We start from the raw sequence: 17,432 nt of genomic DNA on the forward strand, positions 1-17,432 counted from the left end.
AAACGAATTATGTACCCCTACATGTAGCGCTATCTTACCCCTACAAGACCTCTACACGAGCTGGAAACACCGCGCGAATGCGCTTTAGAACGACTTTAGGTAATCGTTGAGGTTATCGTTCTGCTGTAAGCCAAAATGCTTCCTCAGGCGGTACCTTGCCATTTCCGCAGACTTCACGGAGATGTTGTTCAGTGTGGCAATCTCTTTAATAGAAAGGCTTAGCCTGATCTGGGCGCAGAGTCTGCGCTCGTTCTGACTGAGGTGAGGAAACTTCTGCTGCAGGTTGTAGAAAAAGTCCTGGTATTGGGTTTCTACCTTGAGGTTAAAATCTTCCACATACTTCTCCAGGTTGATGTCGTATTTGAACTTATTCACCAGTTTGTGGAGCTGGTGGGGAATCTCTACCGGTTCCGTTCTATCCAGGCCGCCAAGCTCTTCAATAAACTTTACAATCAGGTCATTTCTGTGCGCAATGTATAAGGCATAGTTTTTTAACTCAATATGGTTAAAATCCAGGCGTTCATTGAGGGCCTTCTTATCCAGAACCGTATGTTCCAGCTCCTTCTCAATTTCCTGTTGTTTTATAGCTGCCAGCTCGGCTTTTTTCCTTTGCCTGCTTCTCAGTTTACCATACAGGAGCACACCGATGACAATTAACAATACGACAATGATGGCGAGGGCGTTCCGCTGAAAGGACTTGAGACTTTCTTTCACAGAAAGCGCCTCCAGTTGTCGTTCTTTCTCCTGCGCCTCACGCTTTAGCGTAAGTGTGAGTAACGCATTTACTTTGTTTTTGGACAGGAATTCCTCTCTGACGGCATTGTAGTGATTGGTGTTCTCAAAAGCCTGCCGGTAATCGCCCATGCGCTGATACAAGAGGGAAAAGACCTTATAATTGTCCAGGAGGTTTTCTTTTTTGGAGTTAGAGCTGCTTTGATCAATAAATGCCCTTGCTTTTTGTAAAGCAGTTAAGGCCTCCCCGTTTCTTCCGAGGTTAATCAGGGAGTAGGCCATCTGGTTGTTCAGTTCTGCAAGTGAAAGCAATTGTTTAGTAGAGTACTGCAGGGCGAGGTTAAAGTAAACAATGGCCTGATTGTAATTCTTATTGTTGTTGCTGCAAATGCCCAGATTATTGTAAGCGGCACTAATCAGCGCTCTTTTATTGTGTTTCTCTGCCATCACCAGGGCCTGTTTAAAAAAGCCTTCTGCCTTTCCAAATTCATTTTTAAGCTGGTAAATTAACCCGATGGCATTTAAGGAAAGCCCCGTTTCATCTGGATTTTGATGAGCTTTATAATAATCGTAAGCCATGGTATGGTATTTCAGGGAAAATTCTGCGTTTTCCACATCGTAGTAAATCCATCCCAATAAGGTATAGGTGGCACCCATTTTTGCTGGCTTATCCAGGCTTTTATAGATCTCCAGCGCATCAAATGAATATTCGAGGGCAAGATCATAAATATCATTGTACAAATAGCCTTCGGATAAGATGACGAGGGCATCGGCTTCCAGTTCTTTGTATTTGTTTTCGTAAGCTAAAAGGTAGGCCTCGTAAGCGGAGGCAATGGCCTGATTGGTAGAATCCCTGTTGAGGCTTTTTGCCCTTTTATTTAATGCAGTTATTCTGGCTTTAATGACGCTTTCGGTACTCCCGGAGCTCAAAGGTTTATCCCCTTCCCGGTTTGACTCACAGCTCATCAACAGCTGAAGCATCAAAAAAAAGAATAAAGTAAATAGTTTCTTTTGGTTAGTGTGGTTCATCATTTGCTGGGCACAAACCAAATATAGCTTTTTCCGCTGCGTTAAAAAAGGCAGAATCTAAAGAAAGCCTGCCGGCCGTGTTATTTACCTGAGACCTGATTTTGTAAGTTGTCAAGATGTACAATATTTTTAACAACAGGGCCCAGCTGGAGACATCAGGGGCCGATCTATTGTAATCTTAATTTAATAATTTAAAATATGGTAGTCCAACTTCATTTTTTTTTCTACATTTGTCCTTGAGAGCGTTAATTTAAACGGGGGTAAGTCTTCTGACTTATGCCCGTTTTCTTTTTACCGGCTATTTTTATTCCCTTCGAAAATTCAAATTCATTTCAGACTGACAAACACGTGCTAAACCTGGCTCTCTTTTCTATTTTTTTAAAAACAGCCAAATCTTTATTATAAACCGGGAAATTCTTATTTAACCTATGTATTCAGGGCTATGTACCTCGTCCTCAAATTGTAATCTTAATTCAATAATTTAAAAATCACTTGTTTGGAGATTGAATTTATTTTTACATTTGTCCCTGAGAGCGTTAATTTAAACGGGGGTAAGTCGGAGGATTTACTCCCGTTTTCCTTTTAAACAAAAAATCCCCGCCGAAGCAGGGATTTAAAATAGAGCGCTTATAAATATTAATTTTTATCCCACCAAACTCTGGAGGTCAATAAGTCTCCGCCCGGAACACTGGCCACGGCTTTATTATAGTTTTCTGTATTTGTTCCTGCTTCCACTACAGGATAAGGGAAACGACGAGGAATGGTTCCATTGGTTGCATTACCAGGATAAACCACCGGAGTCAATACCGGGAAGCCCGTTCTTCTCCAGTTTGCCCAAGACTCATAAAAATCAAGTTTAGTATTATTCAGTGCCCAATACTGTGTATTGATCATATTTAAGCCATTGGCCGGATTATAAGGATGTGCATCCGCATAGGCTGCTGCTGCTGTCGCAGTGATGGTTGCTGCTGCACCATACTGTGAAAGGTAGGTCATCGATGCGATTAATCCTTCACGGTAATGTTGCGCTGCACTTCCGGCGATACCGAAACGTTCCGCTGCATCTGCCAGTAATAATTCCGTTTCTGCATAAGTTAACACGAATGTTGGTCCGTCTTTCTTAATCATTACCGGACTTGGTGAAGAGTAATCAGTAAAGGCCGTAAAACCCGGATCCAGCTTAATTCCCTGCCCGGCAATTAAACTAAGGTCTTTACCATTAGGCATTCCTTTTTGCGCAGCAGGATTTGCGTTTGCATTAGGGTTTTGAGCTTTGGTATCTTCATTCACATATAAATTCGTTACTGCAACCACGCCTAAACGGGGATCGTTGGTGCTTTTAAGAAAATCAATAAAGGTTTTTGACCACCTTGTATAGAAATTTTCCTGGCCACCGCCACCCAGAAGAATCTGGCTATTCCTGTTAATCGTAATCCTGTTTCCGCTTTCCGAGCCCAGGATAAATGCATTATCGTCATTGCTCAACATCGTATTGCCAACAACTTTCTGTACATAGCTCTGCGCTGTAGCGGCATCTACTTTACTAAGACGCATGGCCATTCTAAGGACTAAGCTATTTCCGAAACGTTTCCATTTGGTTGGATCACCATTATAGAAAGCATCTCCCGCAGGCTTATCGCCATTCACATCCAATGCAGCTACTGCTTCGCTCACTTCTTTCAGCATGTCGGTGTAAATGTCCTTTTGCTTGTCGTAAACCGGGAAATAGTTTTTTCCAAGAAAACCGATTCCTGCCTGAGAATAAGGAACATCACCATAAAGGTCGGTGATGCGCTGAAAAATCAGCGCCCTCATGATTCTGGTAATCTGGTGTAAATTCTGGTATTCTTTCTTATCCTTGGTAAAGGCCAGCAAGTCTACAATCAGCCTTACCTGCTCAGGATAGGCACCATCACCACTGGTAATGGAATTGGAAGAAAATCCCCAGTAAGCAGCAGTATAAGTAGGATTTGAAATGTACTTATCTCCTGCCCAGTAACCGATTACAGAGGAAAGCCCCTGCATCATGGTAGAGCAATAGATCAAATTTGCGCGCCAGGTATCATAACTAAAATCGACACTTCCTGAATAGCTCAGTTGTGCACTCGTTAAGATAAAGTTAGGATTAAAATTTGCCGGGTTATAGGTAGAAGGATCAGTATTGATCTCCTCATAATGTTTTCTGCAACCTGTAGCAACCGTCAGGCAGAGGGCCGCCATTATAGTATATTTATATATCTTTTTCATTGGAATATATTTGTCTTTTGGTGATGAATCAATCATAAACATGATGGTTTCAATGGACTCTAATTGATTTTAAAATTTGCTTTTGTAACCTTGGTGTTTAGAACTTTACGCTCAGATTTAGTCCATACGTTCTGCTTGCCGGCACACCACCTAACTCTAACCCTTTAGCATTATTGCTATAATCAGATTCAGGATCTATGTTTGTCGTTTTTCTGCTGATGTAAAACAGGTTACGGCCAACGAAGCTAAGTGTAGCACCATTGATGACATTATTAAACATTTTACCAGGGAAAGTATAGCCCAGCATCACCTGACGGAATTTGATAAAATCGGCATTCTGAACAAAGATTCCGGATACATTACCAGCCATTGTGCTGTAATAATTCGCAGCTGCAGCACCCAGTTGTTCACGTTTTTCCAAAGTACCTTTATGCAAACCTAAAGTATACGCATAAGACTCTGTTGCAGAATAGATCTTACCACCAAATTTACCATCGATCATGAAGGAGAAATTGACTCCTTTATAAGAGAACTCATTGTTCCATCCAGCTACATATTTAGCGTAAGCAGATCCATAAGGTTTTAACAAGCCTTGTTTTGGAATGCCATTCGCTTCCAGCTCGATGTTACCATTGGCATCACGTTTATAATCAAAAGCCATAATCTGACCAAAAGGTAAGCCCACAATCTGCTGGGTAAAAGCATTACCGGTACGGGAAGTTGCACCTGGCAATGAAGTTTGTCCCGGAGAAAGAGAAATCACTTTATTATTATTGATGGAACCATTAACAGAGGTCGTCCAGCGGAAATCTTTTGTCTGCACAGGGATACCTGTAATCAAAGCCTCAATACCTCTGTTCTGCAATTCTCCGATATTCAGGATCGCGCCACCGTAACCGGAAGTTACAGAAGCCGGTGCCCTTACGATCTCATCTTTAGATCTTTTGTTATACCAGGTCAGGTCAAGGTTTAAACGACTGCCGAATAAACGGATCTCCGTACCAATTTCAAACTCAGACGCCACAGAAGCCACCAGGCTCTCATTCGGAACAAAGAAGTTAGAGATCAATCCCAAAGGTCTGCCATTCAGGACTGCACTATTAAAGCCATAGGCAAGTTGTGTCTGATAAGGATCTGTTGCCTGCCCTACCTGAGCAAAACCGGCACGGATCTTACCAAAGCTAAGCCAGTCTTTTTTCAATATTTCTGAAAACACAAATGAACCATTTACTGAAGGATAAATTACGTTCAGTTTGTTGTTCTTACCAGGAGTGGCAAGGGTAGAGAACCAATCGTTACGAATCGATCCGCTTAAATAAAGGTAATTTTTATAGCTCAGGTCTAAGGTTCCATAAATGGAGGCCACTTCACTTTCACTTGGCTTGTAAACCGGTGCATTCTGAAGATTGGCATTGGTAATTACGTATTTGTAGGGAATAGAGAAATCGTTTCCTGCAAGGGTAAACGCTTCCGATTTCGTTCTTCTGTAACTTCCTCCAATGTTCGGGGTAATGGTAAAATCGTCTACTTTAAAGCTCTTACCCGTCAACACATCGGTATTGATATCAGAGAATTTAGTCGTTGCTTCAGACATAGAGCCCAGCAAACGATAAGCTGTTCCTGTTGGCACGACAGATGTGTAACGATCGTTATAAGCGTCGCGTCCGGCACGGGCCTGGATAAAAGCACCATTGTCAAAATTATAACGCAGACTGATGGAAGAAATCAGACGTTCTCTTTTGGTATCGTTGATGAATTTATTGGCCGCAAACCAAGGGTTAGTGGCAAATGTATTGGCAGAATAACCAAATTCAGCACCATCAGGTTTAGTGGTCTGTTTTAAAGTCATCACATCCAGACTCGTAGGAAGTAAAGTTACATTGTAACTGGAATTACCCGCCCCGTCACTTAAGAAAGGTCTGTTTTTAGCTTGTTCCAGAATGTAATTTGCACGTGCATCTACTGTCAGGTGTTTATTGATGTTGTAATTTCCGTTCAGGTTGAATGATTGTCTGTTTAGTCCTGATCCCGGAGTAACCGCCTTACTGGTCAGGTCACTTGCAGAGAAGCGGATCGAACCACCATCAAAACTCTTGTTAAAAGCCAATGTATTTGTTGCTGTAGCTCCTGTGCGGAAGAAGTTCTCTATGTTATTTTTTTGTGCAGTATAAGGGCGGGATACACCATCAAACTGAACAACACTACTGCCGTCTAATTTGGCTCCCCAGCTCGCCTGTCCGGTTTGAAAAGCACCTGCAGCATCTGCCGGTTTCACACCGTTGGCACCATTTCCATAAACATATTGCCAGTCGGTCTGATCGATCACCTTTTCCAGTACATAATTGGAATTGAACTCAATAGAGTTGCCTTTTCCACTTTTAGTAGTAATTAAAATTACACCTGCTTTACCACGTGAACCATATAATGCGGAAGCAGCTGCTCCTTTCAATACGGAAATTGTTTCGATGTCATCAGGGTTAATGTTTCCAATCGCATCTCCAAGATCAGGAACATTATCATACTGATCACCCGGGGCACTGTTTCCTTTGTTTTCCATAGGAATACCGTTGACCACATATAGTGGCTGATTGGTCTGAGAAATACTCGAAACACCACGGATGATGACATTCGAAGAAGCTCCAACCCCACCGGCGATAGAGTTCACGTTCAGACCGGCAACCTTACCTACAAGGGAATTGATCACGTTATTTTCTCTGGCCTGGGTCAATTCATCACCTTTCACTTCTGTAACAGAATATCCCAGTGCTTTTCTTTCTTTTTTGATCCCCAAAGCTGTCACAACAACCTCACTCAGGAGCTTGGAATCTTCATCCAGCAAAATCGAAAGTGCTGAAGGAGTCGTAATGTTCACTTGTTTGGTGATGTAACCCAAATAACTGACTACCAAAACATCCCCGATATTTGCATCAATAACAAATTGTCCGTTGGAGTTGGTACTGGCACCTACCTGTGTACCTTTTACCTGTACACTTACACCGACTAAAGGTTGTCCTGTTGCATCTCTGACCACACCATTGATTTTGATGCGGTTGTTATTCGCTTCTGAAGACAAGCTAAGGTTTGGCATGCTTGCCGCATTTTGTGCGACACCAATATAATTGCCAACCATCCTGAATTCCAGTGCGGTTTTTTCGCGAAGTGTTTTTAAAACTTCCGAAAGCTGTTCATTTTTAAAGTTAAGGGTAAGGCTGGGCATGCGACCCAGCACCTGTTCATCATAAACAAAGGTCACATTTGCCTGCTGCTCTATTTTTTTAAAGACTTGTTTTACACTGGCTTTAACCAATTTAAAACTCATTTCCTGAGCCTTGATGTGCTTCGCCATCAGGAGTGTGGAAAAACACACTTGTATGCCAATAATAATTGTAGAAATGCGCATGCATTTTCGGAATATAGGCAATGCTTTGCCGTAAAAATTCATCATATTTGTTTTGGTTTAATTTTTTAAACTGAAGCCTACTGTCTATGGGTCTCAAGCATGTATACAGGGGCTATTCTTAATTCCGGGGGCAGGTTCTGTTCCCGGTTTTTTCTTTCTTAGCTACTAAGAAGGAAGTTCTATTTAATGATTATGTTGTCATTGGCCATTTGATATTTAAAATGTTTGGTAAAGCTTAGGATATCCATTGTCACGGCTAAATTCTGATCACCCAGGGTGATGGAGATTCTTTCGTCGAGCAACGCCGGATTTTCTGTGTTGATTTTAATATGATGTTTTTTCTCCAGGACAGAGAAAACGTTTCTTAAGGTTTCCTGCTCAAAGACCAGCTTACTATTGCACCAGGCATTCACAGCAATCTCAGGAGCAGCCGCTTTTATCAGGTGATTTTTGATACTGCTTAATACCACCTGTTCTTTAGGGAGTAACATTACTGCGGGCTTTTTAATGGCATCTTTCATGGTGATTCCGACTTTCCCGGTCACCACGCTTACTTTTGTACTGCCTTCTTTTTTATAAGCCCTCACATCAAATGAAGTTCCCAGAACCACTACATTCAGGCTATTGGTTTTCACAATAAAAGGGTGCTTGTTTCTATGTTTCACTTCAAAAAAGGCACGGCCTTCTATCAATTCCACTGTGCGGTTTTCGTCATTAAATTTTTTAGGGTATTTAAATACCGAGCCTGCATTGAGCCATACTTTTGAGCTATCTGACAAGGTGATTTCTATGATCTTATTACCAGGAACACTGACCAGTTTTTTTTCTGCAGCTCCAAACCGGGAGTTGCTGAACTGCCAGCCAAAAAAGACCAGCGTCAGTACCGCAGCTGCTGCGGTAATTTTTAACAGGAAACTTTTTACGGAGAAGCTGTGTCCGGAGCTTTCTCCTTTTTCTTCGATTTTCAGGAAGCCTTTATTTTTCAGGTTATCAAAGATCCTTTCTCTGACCTGATCTTCAGTTTCAGGCTTTTTGGTATGAACATTTTCTACCCAGCCCTCCTCAGTGGTATCGTACCATTGGTTCAGCAGTGTTTTTTCTTCTTCACTAGCGGTTCCATCGAGGTATTTTTGTGCCAGTCTTTTGAGTTCGTTCCTATCCATTTGAATTTTAATGACCCTGTTTTCTCTTATAGAGTCATGTGGAAACAAAACACCCTTAGTCCAAAACAAAAGTTTTTTTATTTTAATTTCCCCCTCTTGTTTTCAGGTTGGGGCATGATAGGAAACAGCAGGCTTTTTTAGCGGAACAATCCGGCTTAAATTATTTGAGTGTATACAATACGATCAGCAAGCTCAGTACATCTCCAACATTAGCGCGAATGATGCGGAGTGCCTTAGTCAGGTGTGCTTCGGCTGTTTTCTGAGTAATGTTCATCTGGGCGGCTACCTCGGCAAGGGATTGGTCCTGTAATTTGTTGTATTGAAATACCAAGCGGCATTTTTCCGGGAGTTTATTAGACAGCTCGGTGATGATTTCCAGCAGGATTTTATGGTCGACATCGATCTCTGAGGTGGCATTTGCAGTTAAAAGGCCAACAATATTTTCCTGTTGTCTGGAGCGTTTCTCCTTGGAAAGGTAGCGGAATACCGCATAACGGGTCATGGCTGCAAGGTAAGCTTGGATAGACTGAATGTGAAGGGTTTCTCTTTTCTTCCAGAGCACAAGAAATACTTCCTGAACAATTCCTTCCGCAGCATCAGGATCTTTCAAAAGCTTATGGGCGATATAATATAACTTATCCCAGTATTGGTTGTAAATTTCTGTAAAAGCTAATTCGTCGCCCTGCCTGAGGAGCAAGATGAGGTCATCGTCCGGGGTTAAATGATTAGCGTTCACAAATTTGGTTAGAAAGTTTAAAACGAAGCTAACACAAAAATAACAAAAAGTGTAATTTAAAATCTTATAAATAAAATCGCGGGAATGATTCTCAAAAAAATGAGCTATCCCCGCGATGTGTTCATTGATTTATATTTTTTGTCCGTCTTTCCACTCTTCCGTTCCTTTTTTCAGCACCTGATCAGCGATGTTCAAATCAGCAAATACTTCCATGAGTTCCCCCTTACGGATGCCAACCACCACAGGAACCCTTTTTAGGAGCTGTCCTTCCAACCGGATAATGAATACGCCCGACTGTGCCTGGACAACACTCGTTGCCGGCAACCAAAATGTGGCTTCCGGACGACGCATCTCCAGTTTTACCTGAGCATATTCTCCGCCTCCAAGAACCAGGTCTTTATTGATCACATCAAATTCTGCGGTTACAGACCTTAGTTTCTGTTGTAAAAATGCACTGTTTCTGGAAAGAAGGGCATGAAATGTTTTGCCAGGCAGGGCGCTGACTGTAAAAGAGGCCTTTGTATTTTTTGAGACCGACTGGCTGTGTTTCTCCGGAATGGCCACTGTTAACCTCAGCTTATCGTTCTGCACGATGGAGAATAAGGGGATTGAATTGTTCTCTCCCACCAATGCGCCTACGGAAACATTTTTATCCATTACTGTTCCATCAAAAGGTGCCCTGATGCTCAGGTACTGCTGCAGCTGACCGGACACCAGGGTATTGGATTTCACCGCGGCATAAGCCGCACTGTCGCTCTTCAGTTTACTCAGCGCCTTGTCCAACTCTATTGCCGCAACAGCTCCGGTCTTCATTGCCGCCTTTTTAAGTCTTTCATAAGATTGCTGGCTGTAGCGGTAATCTTCATAAAATTTCTGCTCGTCGGACTTTGCAGACACATAACGCTGCGCCACTTCGGGGGCTTCCAGTAAAGCAAGCAATTGCCCTTTTTTCACTTTACTTCCCCTGTCTACAAAGATTTTTTTCAGAAAGCCTTTAACTTTAGGATAGATCATCACCTCTTCATAAGGCCTCAATTCCCCCGGCAGGGAAAGCTGATAGGCCGGTTGTTCCAGCAGGGGCTTTACAAATTGCGGCTTTGCGAGCTCCGCTTTTACCACCTCCTGTTGTCCGCTTTTCGGTTGTTCTGAAGCACATGCGGCCAATGCTACTGAAAGAAATAGCATAAGGGTATATTTTTCGAGGTATATTTTCTTTAATCGTTTCATTTTAAGGTTATATATGGGGAGTTAATAGATTTTTATTCATTGGATCATCAGGATCAAGGCTGAGGCTGTCTCTTGTTTTGTTTTTCATGATCAGTACAAAGAGCTGTGGCAGAACCAGCAGCGCAGTGAGGGTCGATAAGATCAATCCTCCGATAACGGCCTGTCCCAATGGAGCGATCTGTTCGCCACCTTCTCCCATCCCTATTGCCATCGGAACCATTCCTGCAATCATGGCCATGCTGGTCATAATGATGGGACGCAAACGAGAAGAAGCAGCCAGGAGGGCGGCCTGTCTTGCAGGCAATCCATGTTTCAGACGATTCACTTCGGCCTGATTAATCATCAGCACTGCATTTGAAACAGAGACACCTACCGACATGATGATGCCCATATAGGATTGCAGGTTCAGGGTGCTTCCGGAAATCAGCAGCATCAGCAGGCTTCCCCCGATCACCGCCGGAACCACAGAGAGGATCAGGCCGGATAAGGCAAAAGATTGGTAATAGGCCGTCAGCATCAGGAAAATCACCACTATTGCAACTGCCAGTCCGGTTTGTAATCCGGAAAGGGTTTCTTCAAGCAACTGCATCAGCCCTTCTGAAGAAACCACCAATCCTCTCGGCGGTTCGCCCAGCTCCTTCAGGACTTTTTGCACCGCAGTGGAGGCGTTGCCCAGATCTGACTGATGAACATTGGCCAGTACCGTTACATACCGGTTAGGTCCCTGCCGGTTCACCTGTGCAGGTAATTTAATCATCTGCAGGGTGGCTACATCTTCCAGAACCGGTCTTGACTGTCCCGATTTCAGAGGCAATGAACGGAGCTTATCCAGCGATTGCATGTCTGTTTCAGGAACCTGGACCTGCACCTGAAACACAAGACCTGATTTAGGGTCTATCCAAAGATTTTTATTGGTAAAACGGGTAGATGAAGTGGCCATAGTTAATGCTTTACTGACATCCTCCATGGTCAGTCCAAACTGGGCTGCCTGTTCCCTGTTTACATTAATCTGTACGCTGGGGTAATTGATGGGTTCCGCGATCCGCACATCACGAAGAAAAGGGATTTTCTTTAAGCTGGCTTCAATCTTCAGGGCAAACTTTTCCGCACCCTTCAGTTGTCCTGCGGCCACTTTAATCTGAACGGGGTTCATTGCCCCCTGGCTCATGATCTTCTCCACCAGCTCCATGGGTTCAAAGCTGATTTTGAGTTCAGGCAGCTGTTTCGCCACTTCTTTACGAACCTGTTCCTTAAGACCGGAAATTGGTCTGTCGAATTTTTTCTGATCTATAGACAACTGTAAAACAGCTTCATGAGCGGCGCTTGTGAAAAGGAAAATGGGATTGATAGCAGTTGCGGAAGGTTGTAAACCTACAAACGCAGAGCTGATTTTAACCGAGCCTTCCGGCATTTGGGCTGTGATGATCTGTGTTAACCGTTCGAGGTATGCCTCCGTTTTTTCCAGTCTGCTCCCTTCTGGTGCCAACATCCGTACCTGAATGTCACCGCTGTTGCTGGCAGGGAGGATATCTGTTCCAATGGTTAATCCTGCGGCAATGACCATAGCGGGCACCAGGACGATATAAAGTCCGATCACGCCTGCTGCTTTTCGCTGACCTGCACGAATCAGGATCAGGTAACGACGCTTGAATTTCTCAAACCGCGTCAGCTCTTTTCTATGCAGGCTGATCTTATGGTGCCGGAAAAGCTCCGGTTTCATCATCCAGTTGGCGAGAATGGGAACAAATGTTTGTGAAGCGATAAAGGAAGCGATCATGGCAAAGGCCACAGCCAGTGATAAAGGCATAAACATATCTCTGGGAATCCCGGTCATCATGAAAGAAGGAATCAATACTGCGAGGATACAGAACAGGATCAGAATTTTGGGAATAGAAATTTCCAGCAATGCATCCAGAATGGCCCTTTGTTTCGGCTTTTCCATTTCAAAATGCTGATGGATGTTTTCTATGGTTACCGTGGCTTCATCGACCAGAATACCTATGGCCAGTGCCAGTCCGCTGAGGGTCATCACGTTGATGGTCTGACCAAACATGTACAACATGATCACTGCCGAAAGGATGGCAATGGGAATGGTGAGCACCACAATCAGGGCTCCCCGGGAATCTCCGAGAAAAAGAAATACCATTAATCCTGTCAAGATCGCGCCCAGCAGGCCTTCATGAACCAGGTTTTCCAATGAGCGTTCTATATATCCGCTTTGGTCAAATACATATTTTATATCCACATCTTCGGGCAATGCGGCCTTCAGCTTTGGAATTGAGGCTTTCAGGTTTTCTACCACCTTAAGCGTCGAAGCATCAGCTTTTTTGATCACAGGAAGGTAAACGGACCGTTTGCCATTGATGATGGCATATCCGGTCGTTACATCGGCTGCATCCTCCACACTGGCGATGTGTTTTACAAAAACATTCGTTCCTGATCCCGTCCTGATGGGAATATTCAGGAACTCTTCCGGGCCATTGGCCATGGAGTTAACCGGGCTCATCAGGTTCTGATCGCCAATCCGGATGTTTCCTGCGGGCGCAGGGAAGTTATTTTTAGCAATGGCTGTGGTTACTTCTTCTGCGGATAAACCATAAGAAAGCATCAGCTCCGGATTTACTTTTACTACGATGGTCCGTACATTGCCGCCAAACGGGGCAGGTGCCGTTACTCCGGGGATGGTCACAAACATGGGCCGCACTTTGGTCAGGGCAAGGGTTTGTAATTCTGTAATGGACTTTTCTGCACTTTCAAATACCAGCTGCCCAATGGGAAGAGAACTTCCATCAAAACGGACCACCTGTGGAGGTACAGCGCCCGGAGGCAGAAAGCCCATCGCACGGGATACCTGTGCAGAGAGCTCTCCCGAGGCCTGTGCCATATCTGTTCCGGGATAAAAAGTAAGCTTCATCAGGGTAAATCCCTGAACGCTCTTAAAATCTATGCCCTTTACCCCGCTGACAAAAATGAGTACCTTTTGAAACTCATTGGCCATAAAGCCATCCATATAAGCCGGGGTCAATCCTCCATAAGGCATGGCAATATAAATGACTGGCAGTTCCACCTTTGGAAAGATATCTACGTTGATATTTCTGATGGCCGTAAAGGAAAAATAGGCAATCGCCAGGATGGCGACCATTATTGTTAAAGGCTTTTTTAATGCAAACCTGATCATATTCATAATGTCTTATTTTAAATTGTTGAACAGATAGCTGTAATCACCGGAAAGCTCCGCTCTGATATTCAACTGGGTCCAAAGCTCCTGAGACAGTTCGAGATCGCTTTTCTCCACCTGCTGTAACAGCGCCTGAATCTGAAGGAGCTCGGTCAGGCTGATCAGTCCGGCTTCATATCTCGACAAGTACAAGTCATAAGCATTTAAGGTCTTCTTTAGTGCTTCTTTCGTTTTCGCTACCTGTTTCACCTGCGCATTGATCCGGGAAGAGATGGCCTGTAAAGCAGTATTCATCTGAAGTTTTTGCAGCTGATATTGAGATTGTGCTGCATCCACCTGTTTCTGCGCACGTTTTTTTTCCAGCGAACCGGTATACAGGCCAGTCAGGTTCCAGCTAAGCCCCAACCCGATCAGGTAATTCCGGGAGCTGTTGTCAAAACCGGAAGCAAAATCCCGATGTACACTCCCATCCCTATTGATTCCTGTCCCTCTTGCAGAAAGCCCTGCCAGCAAGGCGATGGATGGCAATTGCTTCCTTGCCAAGACCTCTTTCTGGCTCTGCTGATATTTGAGCCGTTGATCCAGGACCTGCAGAAATGGATGGCTTGTGGAGACAGCATCCAGACCTTGATCCGCGAGTCCGATGTTCCCGTACATTTTCATCGGAAGCCGCAGTGCTCCGCTTAATCCGGGTACAAATTCTTTCAGGTTATCCTGACCTGCGGCATATTTCCCTTGCCACTCCTCTTGCTGTGCCATAGCCTGCAGATAGGCAGAGGCGGCAAGAGCAGTATCTGCACCAGGCTTTAAACCCGCTTCGGCCAGGCTTGAGGAGAGGTCAAAAATTTCCTTTACACGCGATGCATTTTTATCTGCCCAGCTTAAACCCGCCCGGGCATAACATAAATTCAGATAAGTTCTGGTCATTTTACCTCGGAGCGAGAGCAGGGAAGCATCATAATTACTTTGTGCTTCCCGGACTTCGTATCCTGCGGATTCCATCATCTTTTGTTGTTTGCCAAACTGAGAAACTTTCCAATCCAGCAAGACAGAACCAAAAGTGTTCATCGTGCCGGCCGAAGCACCACCCTTGTTCTCCACATTGCCATTCACATTGAATACACCTGGAATTGGAAAGAATGCCCCGTTTGTGCCGGCAAAAGTGCCAAAGGAGTTTTGTAATTGTAACTGAACCTGCGGAAGGGCTGCAGTTCTCAACTCTTTCTTCCGGTATTCAAATTCTTCGATCCTCGCCTGCTTTTCGGTCAGCATAGGATATTTGTCGCCCATCAATTCCCATAAATAGGAAAGTGAGCCTTCTTTAGGTCCCTGAGAATAGGCCCCAACGCTATATAGCATCAGCAGCATACCCATCAGATAAAGAGGTAAGTTCTTCATCATCAAAAATTAAAATTGTAGCAATACGTGATTAGCATGTTGTTCTTTGGGAACGACATGAGCGGATTAAACAGCGGCGCTGTTTATTTAAAGAAGGGATGCTATATCAGTAAAAGCCTGTTTTTGATAAACAGGGGAACCGGAGAACCGGGGAGGTACGGATTTGAGGGTACTGCCAGGTATTTATCTTTTTTAAAGAAAAAGACAGACAGCAGAAAATCCGGTAACAGAAAAAACAGAATCAGGGCTGATGCCGACATCTGGTTCAGGTGCTGTTTAGAAAGAATTCCGTCTGCGGAGTTCAGCGTCGCCGTACAAATCTTACTGACTTTGACGCCCGTGGCAGCGACAGGGCTGACTTCCGCAAAAAAAGATTGGATTCCTTTTCTAACAGAACATGCAGAAAGTACAAAGCAGCCCATCAATACGAATAACAGCAGCGGTTTTAAGCGGCCGGCATTTTCATTGCGCATGGGATTTAAGATTTTATACATGTCTTACAAACATAGCTTTTTTTAAACGGACAGAAAAACTTTAAGGATGAACAACTGCCCAGCCCTGTTGCTGACGGATGATAATTTCTCCATTTCCGCTGGGAACGAAACTGATGAAATCGAACAATTCGGACTTATCGATTTTCCTTTCTTTCAGGGTGTTCTCACATTGGGCCAGGATCACACCTTTCGACTGTAACAATTTTAAAGCAGGTTCATAACTGCTGTTCTTATGGTATACTGCAACACCATCACCAAAGACAATCAGTTCTAATTCCAGTTTGCCTTTAAGGCGGGGATCTTCCAATGCATTTTTGATGTTCCGCAAAGTGCTATTGATCTTCTTCTCTTCTCCGTTATTGAGTACATACAAAGCTTTATAGTGCTTCATAGTCGCTTTAGCACCTGTAAAGCTCGCTTTTTCCTGGGCCATCAGTGGCTTAAAAAAAGTAGAAAAGAAGAACATGCAGAGGATAAAGGTTAGGTTTTTCATAGTTTCATCTGAGTTTTTAATTGGGGATCAGCCTGCAATATATGTTTTTTAACAAGGCGTGTCAAAATCTAAAAAGAAAGAGATTTTATACCTTTGAACGATCATAAGGTCAATCAAAAGATGAGAACAGCTAAAATAAAGATCCTCGCCATTTCCGGAAGCACCAGAAAAACCTCTTCAAATATTAACCTGATTAAGGCCATTGCCTTACTGGCCACAGAAACTTTTGCGATTACCATTTTTGAGGGGCTCACAGAATTGCCTCATTTTAATCCGGATCTGGATTATGGTCAGGTGCCGGAAAATGAAAAAGTGGCAAGCTTCAGAAAACAACTCAGGGAGGCCGATGCAGTTTTAATCTGTACCCCCGAGTATGCCGTTGGTGTTCCGGGCAGCTTAAAAAATGCCATTGACTGGACCGTTTCTACAATGGAATTTTCTAAAAAACCGGTGGCTTTGATTACAGCATCCACGGCGGGAAGCAGGGCGCATCAATCATTACTTGGAACCTTATTGATTATTGAATCCAAAATCAGTTCTGCTACACAGCTTCTGATTTCTGCGATTCAAACGAAGTTGAATTCAGATCTTCAGCTTACCGATGAAGAGACGCTAAACAAGGTGAATCAACTCATCCTGTCTTTAACAGAAATCGTAAACGGAACAGTTCCGGAGTCCGGACTTTTGCCTGCCCCGCTTTTAAATTAGTCTTTTACCGGCCATTTACTATAATAACTGAGGAGCTTAAATTCGCCTTTTATTTGTCCAACCACCAGACCAAACCAATAGTCTCCTCTTCCATCCGGACGTTCCCATTGCAGATAATAATTGAATAGCAACGTTCCGGGATCTGTTCCCCGCGACAACCGCTGATAATAATTGCTGGACTGATCGCTTTGAAGGTTTACCGGATATACGTCATCCCCTTGTTCGTAACCTAATACCCGACGCTGTTCTTTATCGAAAAAGTTCTTCCGGTAATATTCCGGAAACTCATCCCTACTTAACAGTCCGCCCTTTTCGTCGATTGCCTGCGATTCGTTCAACCACATCATCTGTGTTTGCATCGGAAAATGAATCATATTCAGGAGCCCTGGCTGATCATTATTTACGATTGCCGTTTTCAGTTTCATCAGAAAGATTCTGGCTTGCTTTAACTGCCCGGCGGTATCCAGTTGCTGCAGCGGAATTACTTTGGCCTTTTTTCCGGAATTAAGATCCTTAACAGGCAGCTGTGAATCAGGGCCCCGGGTACAACCCACCGCACAACACAATAACAAAAGAATTACGATTTGATAAATCCCCTCCATTTCTACCAATTTACATAAAAGAGTT

General features: G+C 43.8%; 12 protein-coding genes. 1 reads left to right on the forward strand and 11 read right to left on the reverse strand.

Annotated features, from left to right (window positions below):
• Window positions 1-84: 84 nt before the first annotated feature.
• From DBR43_RS11550 to DBR43_RS11595, 10 genes are all read right to left on the reverse strand, one after another.
• A complete protein-coding gene (locus DBR43_RS11550; RefSeq protein WP_124580989.1) occupies window positions 85-1,764 on the reverse strand; it encodes a tetratricopeptide repeat protein in 1,680 nt (559 codons plus the stop codon).
• 633 nt (window positions 1,765-2,397) lie between these two features.
• A complete protein-coding gene (locus DBR43_RS11555; protein ID WP_124580992.1) occupies window positions 2,398-4,008 on the reverse strand; it encodes a SusD/RagB family nutrient-binding outer membrane lipoprotein in 1,611 nt (536 codons plus the stop codon).
• A gap of 97 nt (window positions 4,009-4,105) precedes the next feature.
• The gene (locus DBR43_RS11560; RefSeq protein WP_124580994.1) at window positions 4,106-7,453 is read right to left on the reverse strand and encodes a SusC/RagA family TonB-linked outer membrane protein; all 3,348 of its coding nucleotides are present in this window, start codon (window positions 7,451-7,453) and stop codon (window positions 4,106-4,108) included.
• Window positions 7,454-7,587: 134 nt separating this feature from the next.
• The gene (locus DBR43_RS11565; protein WP_124580995.1) at window positions 7,588-8,571 is read right to left on the reverse strand and encodes a FecR family protein; all 984 of its coding nucleotides are present in this window, start codon (window positions 8,569-8,571) and stop codon (window positions 7,588-7,590) included.
• A 160-nt stretch (window positions 8,572-8,731) separates the two neighbouring features.
• On the reverse strand, window positions 8,732-9,307 hold the full coding sequence (locus tag DBR43_RS11570) for an RNA polymerase sigma factor (RefSeq protein ID WP_124580997.1): 576 nt from the start codon (window positions 9,305-9,307) through the stop codon (window positions 8,732-8,734).
• Between the two features lie 129 nt (window positions 9,308-9,436).
• Complete coding sequence (locus DBR43_RS11575; RefSeq protein ID WP_124580999.1) at window positions 9,437-10,534, reverse strand: efflux RND transporter periplasmic adaptor subunit; 1,098 nt, start codon at window positions 10,532-10,534, stop codon at window positions 9,437-9,439.
• Between the two features lie 7 nt (window positions 10,535-10,541).
• Window positions 10,542-13,718, reverse strand: a complete 3,177-nt coding sequence (locus DBR43_RS11580) for an efflux RND transporter permease subunit (protein ID WP_124581000.1) — start codon at window positions 13,716-13,718, stop codon at window positions 10,542-10,544.
• 6 nt (window positions 13,719-13,724) lie between these two features.
• A complete protein-coding gene (locus DBR43_RS11585) occupies window positions 13,725-15,113 on the reverse strand; it encodes a TolC family protein (protein WP_124581002.1) in 1,389 nt (462 codons plus the stop codon).
• 98 nt (window positions 15,114-15,211) lie between these two features.
• Window positions 15,212-15,604, reverse strand: coding sequence for a hypothetical protein (locus DBR43_RS11590; RefSeq protein WP_124581004.1), 393 nt, complete (start codon window positions 15,602-15,604; stop codon window positions 15,212-15,214).
• Window positions 15,605-15,644: 40 nt separating this feature from the next.
• The gene (locus DBR43_RS11595) at window positions 15,645-16,097 is read right to left on the reverse strand and encodes a DsrE family protein (RefSeq protein WP_124581006.1); all 453 of its coding nucleotides are present in this window, start codon (window positions 16,095-16,097) and stop codon (window positions 15,645-15,647) included.
• A 120-nt stretch (window positions 16,098-16,217) separates the two neighbouring features.
• On the opposite strand from DBR43_RS11595, the gene DBR43_RS11600 reads away from it, so the two are divergent.
• Window positions 16,218-16,805 (forward strand): NADPH-dependent FMN reductase, encoded by a 588-nt coding sequence (locus DBR43_RS11600; protein WP_124581008.1) that lies wholly within the window; start codon window positions 16,218-16,220, stop codon window positions 16,803-16,805.
• On the opposite strand, the gene DBR43_RS11605 is transcribed toward DBR43_RS11600, so the two are convergent.
• Window positions 16,802-17,407, reverse strand: coding sequence for a hypothetical protein (locus DBR43_RS11605; RefSeq protein ID WP_124581010.1), 606 nt, complete (start codon window positions 17,405-17,407; stop codon window positions 16,802-16,804). The genes DBR43_RS11600 and DBR43_RS11605 overlap by 4 nt on opposite strands.
• Between the last annotated feature and the right edge of the window lie 25 nt (window positions 17,408-17,432).

This window comes from Pedobacter sp. KBW06 (assembly GCF_003852525.1).
Taxonomy (GTDB): Bacteria; Bacteroidota; Bacteroidia; order Sphingobacteriales; family Sphingobacteriaceae; genus Pedobacter.

Excerpts from the sequence above, each read along its gene's own strand:
- DBR43_RS11590 (WP_124581004.1), bottom strand. The coding sequence starts at position 15,604 with ATGTATAAAATCTTAAATCCCATGCGCAATGAAAATGCCGGCCGCTTA.
- DBR43_RS11605 (WP_124581010.1), bottom strand. The coding sequence starts at position 17,407 with ATGGAGGGGATTTATCAAATCGTAATTCTTTTGTTATTGTGTTGTGCG.
- DBR43_RS11585 (WP_124581002.1), bottom strand. The coding sequence starts at position 15,113 with ATGATGAAGAACTTACCTCTTTATCTGATGGGTATGCTGCTGATGCTA.
- DBR43_RS11575 (WP_124580999.1), bottom strand. The coding sequence starts at position 10,534 with ATGAAACGATTAAAGAAAATATACCTCGAAAAATATACCCTTATGCTA.
- DBR43_RS11565 (WP_124580995.1), bottom strand. The coding sequence starts at position 8,571 with ATGGATAGGAACGAACTCAAAAGACTGGCACAAAAATACCTCGATGGA.
- DBR43_RS11560 (WP_124580994.1), bottom strand. The coding sequence starts at position 7,453 with ATGATGAATTTTTACGGCAAAGCATTGCCTATATTCCGAAAATGCATG.
- DBR43_RS11600 (WP_124581008.1), top strand. The coding sequence starts at position 16,218 with ATGAGAACAGCTAAAATAAAGATCCTCGCCATTTCCGGAAGCACCAGA.
- DBR43_RS11550 (WP_124580989.1), bottom strand. The coding sequence starts at position 1,764 with ATGATGAACCACACTAACCAAAAGAAACTATTTACTTTATTCTTTTTT.
- DBR43_RS11555 (WP_124580992.1), bottom strand. The coding sequence starts at position 4,008 with ATGAAAAAGATATATAAATATACTATAATGGCGGCCCTCTGCCTGACG.
- DBR43_RS11580 (WP_124581000.1), bottom strand. The coding sequence starts at position 13,718 with ATGAATATGATCAGGTTTGCATTAAAAAAGCCTTTAACAATAATGGTC.
- DBR43_RS11595 (WP_124581006.1), bottom strand. The coding sequence starts at position 16,097 with ATGAAAAACCTAACCTTTATCCTCTGCATGTTCTTCTTTTCTACTTTT.